This window comes from Pseudomonas sp. W2Oct36 (genome assembly GCF_041060465.1).
GTDB lineage: Bacteria > Pseudomonadota > Gammaproteobacteria > Pseudomonadales > Pseudomonadaceae > Aquipseudomonas > Aquipseudomonas graminis_B.
This window is the reverse complement of sequence record NZ_JAUERW010000033.1, coordinates 23,401-32,963: the sequence shown is the minus strand read 5'-3', so window position 1 is coordinate 32,963 and position 9,563 is coordinate 23,401. Positions and strand designations below refer to the sequence as shown.

7 protein-coding genes are annotated in these 9,563 nt (G+C 60.7%); all 7 read right to left on the bottom strand.

Annotated elements, in window-relative coordinates:
* Nucleotides 1–169: 169 nt before the first annotated feature.
* The 7 genes from QWI18_RS24995 to QWI18_RS24965 all read right to left on the bottom strand — a co-directional run bounded on the left by QWI18_RS24995 (nt 170) and on the right by QWI18_RS24965 (nt 9,544).
* Nucleotides 170–1,351 carry an acetyl-CoA C-acetyltransferase gene (locus QWI18_RS24995; protein WP_369320124.1) on the bottom strand — a complete coding sequence of 394 codons (1,182 nt, stop codon included), beginning with the start codon at nt 1,349–1,351 and terminating at the stop codon, nt 170–172.
* Nucleotides 1,352–1,593: 242 nt separating this feature from the next.
* The gene (gene pgi, locus QWI18_RS24990) at nt 1,594–3,258 is read right to left on the bottom strand and encodes a glucose-6-phosphate isomerase (RefSeq protein ID WP_065988301.1); all 1,665 of its coding nucleotides are present in this window, start codon (nt 3,256–3,258) and stop codon (nt 1,594–1,596) included.
* Nucleotides 3,259–3,602: 344 nt separating this feature from the next.
* Nucleotides 3,603–4,454: a pantoate--beta-alanine ligase gene (gene panC, locus QWI18_RS24985; protein WP_065988300.1), complete on the bottom strand. Its 852-nt coding sequence runs from the start codon at nt 4,452–4,454 to the stop codon at nt 3,603–3,605.
* Nucleotides 4,451–5,251, bottom strand: coding sequence for a 3-methyl-2-oxobutanoate hydroxymethyltransferase (gene panB, locus QWI18_RS24980; protein WP_065988299.1), 801 nt, complete (start codon nt 5,249–5,251; stop codon nt 4,451–4,453). The genes panC and panB overlap by 4 nt, the downstream gene beginning before the upstream one ends.
* 210 nt (nt 5,252–5,461) lie before the next feature.
* Nucleotides 5,462–5,944 (bottom strand): 2-amino-4-hydroxy-6-hydroxymethyldihydropteridine diphosphokinase, encoded by a 483-nt coding sequence (gene folK / locus QWI18_RS24975; RefSeq protein WP_369320123.1) that lies wholly within the window; start codon nt 5,942–5,944, stop codon nt 5,462–5,464.
* A gap of 6 nt (nt 5,945–5,950) precedes the next feature.
* Nucleotides 5,951–7,348, bottom strand: coding sequence for a polynucleotide adenylyltransferase PcnB (locus tag QWI18_RS24970; RefSeq protein ID WP_065988297.1), 1,398 nt, complete (start codon nt 7,346–7,348; stop codon nt 5,951–5,953).
* Nucleotides 7,349–8,104: 756 nt separating this feature from the next.
* Entirely contained in the window at nt 8,105–9,544 is a 1,440-nt protein-coding gene (locus tag QWI18_RS24965) for a sigma-54 dependent transcriptional regulator (protein ID WP_065988296.1), read from the bottom strand.
* Between the last annotated feature and the right edge of the window lie 19 nt (nt 9,545–9,563).

The following is a 9,563-nucleotide window of genomic DNA, read 5'->3' as shown; positions in this document are numbered from 1 at the left end:
TCAAACCTGTTGCGTTTTCTAGTCATGAAAGACACCTCGATAAATGTATTTTCCACTTATCGAGGTGTCCGGGGAAATTAGACCACTGCAGTCACACCGCAAAATTGAGGGCGTTCACACCGGCCTCTTCCCGGCTGAAGCCGGTCCTACGCACGTACTGCCCAGATTGTTAAGACCGCGCCAACGCCAGCGCCACGCCTTGTCCGCCGCCAATGCACAGCGTCGCCAGGCCTTTCTTCGCGTCGCGCTTGATCATTTCGTGCAGCAGCGTCACCAGCACGCGGCAGCCCGACGCGCCGATCGGGTGGCCGATGGCGATGGCGCCGCCGTTGACGTTGACCTTGTTCATGTCCCAGCCCAATTCCTTGCCAACCGACAAAGACTGCGCCGCGAAGGCTTCGTTGGCTTCGATCAGATCGAGCTCCTCCAGCGACCAACCCGCCTTGTCCAGGCAGCGGCGGGTTGCGCTCACCGGGCCGATGCCCATGATCGCCGGATCGACGCCGGCGTTCGCGTAAGCGGCAATCCGCGCCAGCACCGGCAAGCCCAGTTCTTCTGCTTTTCGGGCACTCATCAGAATGACCGCTGCCGCGCCGTCATTCAGCGACGAGGCATTGCCTGCCGTGACCGAGCCGTCCTTTTTGAACGCGGGCTTGAGCTTCCCCAGTAACTCGACAGTGGTCGCCGCACGAGGCTGCTCGTCGGTGCTGAAAGACAGCGGATCGCCCTTGCGCTGAGGAATCAGGATCGGGGTGATCTCATCCACGAAGCGCCCGGCTTCAATGGCGGCAGTTGCTTTCTGTTGGGACGCCGCAGCAAACGCATCCTGCGCCTCACGGCTGATGTCGTATTGATCGGCCAGGTTCTCGGCCGTGATGCCCATGTGGTAATCGTTGAACGCATCCCACAGGCCATCGCTGATCATCGTGTCGACCATCGTCGCGTGGCCCATGCGCAGACCGGTTCGCGCGCCCGGCATCACATAGTTGGACAGGCTCATGTTTTCCTGGCCGCCGGCGATGATCACTTCCGCGTCGCCGCAGCGAATCGCCTGCGTCCCCAGATGCAGCGCCTTGAGCCCCGAGCCACAGACCTTGTTCAGCGTCATGGCCGGCACCGTGAACGGCAAGCCCGCCTTGATCGCGGCCTGACGTGCAGGATTCTGTCCGGCACCCGCCGTCAGCACCTGACCCATGATCACCTCATCGACCTGTGCGCCGTCCAGACCGGTCTGCTCCAGCAGTTGGCGGATGACGGCACCGCCGAGATCCACCGCGGGAACATTCGCCAGCGAACCCTGGAAACTGCCCACAGCCGTGCGGGTAGCGGCAACGATTACGACGTCTTGCATGGTGCGAATCCTCAATGGTGTGCGACGCGGCGCGAGCCCGGGCTTGAAAAGGTGAAGAAAACAGCGGGGCAGCCGGATCAAGGGAGAGCATGGTTGCATGAATGACGATGATAATTTAAGCCCTTTGTCGCCCGGTTCACATCGTTGTGGCGCTGCCTGATTTGGAAGACTGAAGCCCAGACGCACGAAACCCGCTGCCTCTTGCGAGACAGCGGGTTTCGAGGGTGTTACAGGACGGCAGATCAGCCGCGGTGACGACCGCGGAAGTAGTTGATCAGGCCCTGGGTCGAAGCGTCTTCAGCGACCGTTTCGTCGGTGCCGACAAGGCGGCTGTAAACGCCTTTGCCCAGCTCCTTGCCCAGTTCGACACCCCATTGATCGAAGGCATTCGTGCCCCAGACCACGCTTTGCACGAACACCTTGTGCTCGTACATCGCGACCAGTGCGCCCAGGCGGCGAGGGCTGATGCGCTCGACGACGATGGTATTGCTCGGACGGTTGCCCGGAATGACCTTGTGCGGCGCGACACGCTGCACTTCTTCTTCCGGTACGCCCTTGGCGCGCAGTTCGGCTTCCGCTTCGGGGCGGGTTTTACCCTGCATCAAGGCCTGACTTTGGGACAGGCAGTTGGCGTACAGCCACTGATGGTGGTCAGACACCGGGTTGAAACTGACGATCGGCACGATGAAGTCGGCAGGAATCATCTGGGTGCCTTGGTGCAGCAACTGGTGATATGCATGCTGACCGTTCGCGCCCACGCCACCCCAGATGACCGGGCCCGTGTCGGTTTTGACCGGGACGCCGTCCTGGCGAACGCTCTTGCCGTTGGATTCCATGTCCAGCTGTTGCAGGTGCTTGGTGATGTTGCGCAGGTAATGGTCGTACGGCAGGATCGCGTGACTTTGCGCGTCCCAGAAATTGCCATACCAGATACCCAGCAAGCCCAGCAGCACCGGCATGTTCTCTTCGAACTCGGCGTTCTGGAAGTGCTGATCCATGGTGTAGGCGCCGGACAACAGCTCCTTGAAGTTGGACATGCCGATCGCCAGCGCGATAGGCAGGCCGATGGCCGACCACAGCGAGTAACGGCCGCCAACCCAGTCCCACATCGGGAAGATGTTCTCTTCACGAATCCCGAAAGCAACCGCCGCGGCGTTGTTGCTCGACACCGCGATGAAGTGGCGATACAGCTCGGCTTCGGACCCGCCCTGAGCGAGGTACCAGGCGCGGGCAGCGGTGGCGTTCTTCAGGGTTTCGAGAGTGGTGAAGGTCTTGGACGAAACGATGAACAGCGTGGTTTCGGCGCGCAGCTTCTGGGTCAGCTCGTGCAGCTCGGTGCCGTCGATGTTCGCCAGGTAATGGCAGCGAACGCCTTTCTGCGCGTAGGACAACAGCGCTTCCGACACCAGCTCAGGACCCAGGAACGAGCCGCCGATGCCGATATTGACCACGTCGGTGATTGGCTTTTCGGTGTAGCCGCGCCACAGGCCGTCGTGGATGCGCCCCACCAGATCAGTGATCTGGTTCAGCACCTTGTGCACTTCGGGCATCACGTTGACGCCGTTGACCAGCAGCTTGTCGCCCACCGGACGACGCAGCGCGGTGTGCAGCGCAGGGCGACCTTCAGAAGCGTTGACCAGCTCGCCGTCGTACTGCGCCTTGATGGCTTCTTTCAGGCCGACTTCGTTGGCGAGATTAACCAGCAACTGACGGGTCTCGGCGGTGATCAGGTTCTTCGAGTAGTCGAGAAACAAACCGGCACTGCTGAGGGTGAATTCGTCGAAACGCTTCGGGTCGGCGTTGAACGCTTCGCGCATGCTGAAATTCTGCATCGCTTCGCGGTGATCTTTGAGCGCCTGCCAGGCGGGCAGGGTAGTGACGTCATGAGGAGTGCGGTAGTACGCCATCGCTGCGGGTTTCCTTGTACTTGAACTGCCTTTTGGACGCTGAAAAGCAGGATTGGACATGAATTCGTGGGTGCATCAGAGACTAGTCCCAGGCAACGCCGATGTCTGCGCCTTGCTTTACCTTTGCTCGGTACTTTTTCTCACAGAGTAGAGTTGCTTGTCTGACACGAACTGTATCGGTATGGCATTGCGGGTCTGGCTAAGTTCATCACCAGCGCCCAGCAAAGGCCAAGGCCTGCGCTCCACAACGGGTTTGCGCAGTGAGCATAGGCGCAGATGGTCATCCGATCACGTGACTTTTGCTTTACACATGACCGGGCGCGTCCTTCAGCCGGGTGTGCAGGTTATTCCTTGACCAGATGCAGGTTGTCGATCAGGCGCGTCTTGCCCATGAACGCCGCGCCCAGCACAACCAGATCATGATCATCCGGGGTCGCAGGGCGCAGACTGACCGCGTTGCGAATCTCCAGGTAATCAGTACGAAAGCCCGCTGCTTCGAGCGCTTTCACACCCTCGCCTATCAACTGCTGGTGATCCTGCTCCCCATTCTGCAACGCCGTGCCGATCTGTTTGATGACGCGGTACAACGCAGGCGCTGCAGCGCGCTGGGCTTCAGTCAGGTAGCCATTGCGCGACGACAGGGCCAGGCCGTCGGCGGCACGCACGGTGGGTTCGCCGATGATTTGAATGGGCATGTTCAGGTCACGCACCAGTGCGTTGACGACGGCCAGCTGCTGGAAATCCTTCTGACCGAAAATCGCGATGTCCGGCTGCACCATGTTGAACAGCTTGCTGACCACCGTCGAAACGCCGTCGAAGTGACCAGGACGGCTGCCGCCACACAGACCTTCTGACACCACCGGCACGCGCACGATGGTCTGATCGGCCATGCCATGGGGGTACATTTCATCGACCGTCGGTGTGAACAACAGGTGGCACCCGGCCTGAAGCAACTGCTCCTGATCGGCGGCCAGGGTCCGCGGGTACGACGCCAGGTCTTCATTGGGGCCAAACTGAAGCGGATTGACGAAGATGCTGGCGATCACGAAGTCAGCGCGTTGAACGGCTTTGGTGACCAACGCGATATGGCCGCTGTGCAGGTTGCCCATGGTGGGCACCAGGGCGATGCGTTTGCCTTCGCTGCGTGCGCGGGCGACGACGGCGCGCAACTCACGAACGGTTTTAACTGTGTTCATGCCGAGAATCCGTGTTCTGGAGCGGGGAAGCTGACGTCTTTGACCGCGCTGACATACGCGGCGATCGCCGACTGGATGTCCGGCTGACCGGCCATGAAATTCTTCACGAACTTGGGCACACGGCCGGTGATCGACAGGCCGAGCATGTCGTGAAGCACCAGCACCTGACCGTCTGTGGCGCTGCCGGCGCCAATCCCTATCACCGGAATCTTCACGGCGTGGGTGATTTCCTGGGCCAGCTCGCTGGGCACGCATTCCAGCAGAATCATCGCGGCGCCGGCCTGCTCAAGGGTAATCGCGTCGGCCCGCATCTGCCGCGCCTGCGACTCCAGCCGACCCTGCACTTTATAGCCGCCCAGCACGTTGACCGCCTGAGGCGTCAGGCCCATGTGTGCACAGACGGGAACGCCGCGCTCGGCCAGCAGCCGGATCGAGTCGGCAAGCCACGCCGCGCCCTCGATCTTGACCATGTGCGCACCCGCTTGCATCAGCGTGGCGCTGTTGGCGAAGGTCTGCTCAGGAGTGGCGTAGGACATGAACGGCAGATCCACCAGAATCAGCGCGCCCTGGTTGCCGCGTTTGACGCCGGCCACGTGGTACGCCATCTCGGCGGTGGTGACAGGCAGTGTGCTGTCGTGGCCCTGAAGAACCATGCCCAGCGAGTCGCCGACCAGCAGCACTTCCACACCGGCCTGGCTGGCGGTGTGGGCAAAAGTCGCGTCGTAGCAGGTCAGCATGGTGATTTTTTCACCTTTTTGCTTCAGAGCCAGCAGGGACGTAACGGTGATATCGGGCATGGAAAGTCCTCATTCAGGCGCTGTGAATACTGCGGCGAGCAACGCGTGATTCATCTTGGGAGGCAGGCACATCGTCGTTTTGCGATGTTTGCAACGGCCTGATCCGCGCCTTTTGGCCGGTCGTCCGGCTTTGGGACGCTTATCTTCGTGAGGAGGGGGCGGGAAGTCAATTCCGGGTGTTACCGGTTTGAGCGTGCCCGCAGAACAGCTTCAGCTCGGCGATCGTTCCAGGCCTTCGAACGGGCACTGGGCAAGCAAATCATTCAGCGCGCGGCCATCAGCGAGGGTGATGCCCGGTGCCAGCTCGGCCAGTGGGTACAGCACAAACGCGCGCGCCTGCATCTGGTAATGCGGCACCTTCAGTCGCGGCTCATCGATGAGGCGATCGCCGAACAACAGGATGTCGAGGTCCAGCGTGCGCGGCCCCCAGCGTTCGAGGCGCTCGCGGCCCTGATCGTTTTCGATGCCTTGCAAGGCGTCGAGCAGCGCCAGTGGGGGGAGCGAGGTGTCGAGCGCAGCCACCGCATTGGTGTAGCGCGGCTGACCCGGCAACAGCGAGTCGCTGACATAGAAAGAGGAAACGCCTGCCAGGCTGCTCTGCGGTATCAGGCCCATGGCCTTGATCGCTTCGCGCAACTGTTCGGCAGGGTCGGCCAGGTTGCTCCCCAGGCCGACGTAAACGCGCTCGATCATCGGGTGTTATTCCGCCCCGTCGACGCCAGCGCGTTTGCGCTTGCCGCTGCTGCTGCGACGACGTTTGCGCGGACCCTGGCCGGTGGCGTCGGGCTTGCTGCCCAGGTCACGAATCATGTCGCGGCGTCCGGAATCATTGGCGTCCTGATAGTCGGTCCACCATTCACCCAGGCCGTCGGTTTCTTCGCCAGCGGATTCGCGCAGCAACAGGAAGTCGTAGCCGGCACGGAAGCGCGGGTTTTCCAGCAGCAGGTCGGCGCGTTTGCCCGATCGGCGCGGCAGACGTTCCTGCATGTCCCAGATCTCGCGGATCGGCATGGTGAAGCGTTTCGGGATCGCGATCCGCTGGCACTGTTCGGTAATCAGTTCGTGAGCCGCTTCCTGCATGGCCGGGATCGGCGGCATGCCGCGCTCTTGCAGACGCAGCACGCGGGCGGGCAGGGCAGGCCACAGTAGGGCTGCGAACAGGAACGCCGGTGTGACCGGTTTGTTCTGCTTGATGCGCAGATCGGTGTTGGCCAACGCCTCGCTGATCAGCGTGTGGGTGTAAGTCGGGTTGTATTCCAGGGCCTTGGAGCTGGCCGGGAACAGCGGCTCGAACAGTTCGAGATCGACCAGCATCTCGAACGTCGCCTCGGCATAACCCGATAGGAACAGCTTCAGTACTTCTTCAAACAGACGCGCAGACGGGATGTCGCGCAGCATCGGCGCCAGCGGGCGAATGGGCGTGGCGCTGTGCTTCTCGATGCCGAAATCCAGCTTGGCGGCGAAACGCACGGCCCGCAGCATGCGCACCGGGTCTTCCTTGTAACGCTGCTGAGGGTCGCCGATCAGACGAATCAGGCGATTGCGGATGTCGTGTACGCCGTTTGCGTAATCGAGGACGCGCTCGGTCACTGGATCGTAATACAGGGCGTTGATCGTGAAGTCCCGGCGCTGGGCGTCGTCTTCGAGGGTGCCGTAGACGTTGTCACGCAGAATGCGCCCGCTCTCGTTGCGCGAAGACTGGTTGCTGTCTTCGTCTTCGTCATCGATCGGGTGATTGGCGCGGAAGGTCGCGACTTCAATGATTTCACGGCCGAAGTGGATATGAACCAGCTTGAAGCGGCGGCCGATGATACGGGCGTTGCGAAACTCGGCGCGGATTTGCTCGGGCGTGGCACTGGTGGCGACGTCGAAATCCTTGGGCGTGATGCCGAGCATCATGTCGCGGACACAGCCACCGACCAGATAGGCCTGGTAGCCGGCGGTCTGCAGGCGCTCGACGATATTCACCGCATAGCGGCTGAATTGATTGCGTTGCAACGAATGCTGGCTACCGCTGAGCACTTCAGGCGTTGTGCGCACATGTTGCTGCGGCTTGCGCAGTGGGGAACGGAATGACTGGAACAGCTTCTTCAGCATGGGAGGCACTGTTTGAAGGAATATTCGGCCAATTTCGAAGAGTGACCGCACGATGGGCGGGGATTCTAGCATTTAGTCGAGGGATGGTGTAGGAGGCAGCTCGATAGGCGCCTGGGGGCGGACTGCACAATGGGTGCAAGGGGGGGGGCGAGCAGGACGGGGTTTATTGCAGATGCTACTGGGGGAGCCGAAGCTCCCCCAAAGTGCGTGCTCTTATTTTTATTGTCTGATGGGCTTTTTATTGTTGTTGACCGCCCAATTCACGGCTTTCGCCTGTGAAACCTCCCAATCGGGAGTCAAGAGCAAACGGATTGCTTTGGTCGCTGTGCGGCAGTGATCTATCGATCCAACCAGTTCAGGCTCTACCTAAGGGTAGTTTTTGTTGTTCTCGGCCTGGTTGCGGGACAAGTCCCAAATGCAACGCCTCTCCAAAAGAATCAGTTAGCTGCGCCTCCGCCGTGTTGTTCTTGTTATGCGTGAGTCGTTTCGTCTTGTTTTTATTATGTTGGTGTTTCGGGTGACTGATTTTTGTTGTTCTTGTACGAATACATATAGCAGTACCTGTGCCAACTTTTGGAAAACAGGCTACACGCCGCGGAATGCAAGGGTGTGGCAAATTGACGCTATTTTGCGCGGGCGGAAAAAAACCGGGGGGTCGTTACCGTACGCCCCGGTTTTGTTACGTCACCATTTATGAGGTAACAGTTTTTTCACATGGCGCGTAACCCGCGTGCCAGAGCCTGCGCGAAGATGCGCTCACGTTTCGCTGGCCACTCCGGTCTTGCGTCGCGGAATACCCAGGCGTTGGCGACGCTCCCACAGGCACTTGCGGCTGACGCCCAGCTTGCGCGCCAGTTCGGTTTCGGTCATGTGGTCCTGATGCTCCAGAACGAAGTGCTGGAAATAGTCCTCCAGCGACAAGTCCTCGGTCGGCTCACCAGCCGTGGAGCTCGACGAGCCTGACGCCTGGGGTGCAAGGCCGATGAACTCGTTGACGTCGAGGTCGCTCAGCTCGATATCGATGCCCAGCAGCTCGGCAGAAATGTCCGGGCTTTCACACAGAATTACCGCGCGCTCGACCGCGTTCTCGAGCTCTCGCACGTTACCGGGCCACGAATAGTGTCTAATCGCTTGCTCGGCATCCGGCGCGAAACGCAAGTCGTTACGACCGGCCTTGAGGCTCTGCCGCGCCAGGAACGCATTGGCGATTTCATTGACGTCTGCCCCGCGTTCACGCAGCGCGGGCAGTTTCAGCGCGATCACGTGCAGGCGGTAGTACAAGTCTTCGCGGAACTGGCCCACTTTGGCCAGGCTCTTTAGGTCGCGGTGAGTCGCTGCGATCAGGCGGACGTCGACTTTTTGCGACTGCACCGAGCCCACCCGGCGAATTTCGCCTTCTTGCAGGACGCGCAACAGTCGGGCCTGCGCCTCAAGCGGGAGTTCGCCGATTTCATCGAGAAACAACGTGCCGCCATCCGCGGCTTCCACGAGACCGGCACGACCGGCACTGGCACCGGTAAACGCCCCTTTTTCGTGACCGAACAGCTCGGATTCGATGAGGGATTCCGGAATCGCTGCGCAGTTGACCGAAATCATCGGGGCCTTGGCGCGACGGGACAAGTTATGCAGCGCGCGGGCCACCAGTTCCTTGCCCGTACCGGACTCGCCCTGAATCAGCACGTTGGAGTCGGTTGGTGCGACTTTGCGGATCTTGCTGTACATGTCCTGCATCGGCGGGCACGAGCCGATGATGCCGATCTCGCCGTTGCTGTTGTCCGGACCGGACTTGTCGCCCGTCGCAGTTTTAGCGGTGGCGGCGCGTTCGGCCTGCATGCTTTGCAGCGTCTGGCGATCACGAAGGATGCGCGAGACGGCCTGAAGCATTTCGTCGTGGTCGAAGGGTTTGGCGATGTAGTCCACCGCGCCCATTTTCATCGAGTCCACGGCCGAGCGCAGGCTGGCGTAACTGGTCATGATCAGCACGGGTTTGCCCTGGCCGAGCTTGATCAGCTCTGTGCCGGGGGCGCCGGGCAGGCGTAAATCGCTGACGATCAGGTCAAACGAAGGGATGCTGAAACGTTCCTGAGCTTCCTGCACGGATCCGGCTTCGCTGACCTGGTACTGATTACGTTCCAACAGTCGACGCAGGGCGGAGCGGATGATGGTTTCGTCTTCCACGATCAAAATGTGAGGCATTGATTCGGTTCTCTCGACG

What these genes read in the sequence shown, in the direction of transcription:
- QWI18_RS24995 (WP_369320124.1), bottom strand. Translation starts at nt 1,351, where the DNA reads ATGCAAGACGTCGTAATCGTTGCCGCTACCCGCACGGCTGTGGGCAGT.
- folK (WP_369320123.1), bottom strand. Translation starts at nt 5,944, where the DNA reads ATGATCGAGCGCGTTTACGTCGGCCTGGGGAGCAACCTGGCCGACCCT.
- panC (WP_065988300.1), bottom strand. Translation starts at nt 4,454, where the DNA reads ATGAACACAGTTAAAACCGTTCGTGAGTTGCGCGCCGTCGTCGCCCGC.
- QWI18_RS24970 (WP_065988297.1), bottom strand. Translation starts at nt 7,348, where the DNA reads ATGCTGAAGAAGCTGTTCCAGTCATTCCGTTCCCCACTGCGCAAGCCG.
- pgi (WP_065988301.1), bottom strand. Translation starts at nt 3,258, where the DNA reads ATGGCGTACTACCGCACTCCTCATGACGTCACTACCCTGCCCGCCTGG.
- panB (WP_065988299.1), bottom strand. Translation starts at nt 5,251, where the DNA reads ATGCCCGATATCACCGTTACGTCCCTGCTGGCTCTGAAGCAAAAAGGT.
- QWI18_RS24965 (WP_065988296.1), bottom strand. Translation starts at nt 9,544, where the DNA reads ATGCCTCACATTTTGATCGTGGAAGACGAAACCATCATCCGCTCCGCC.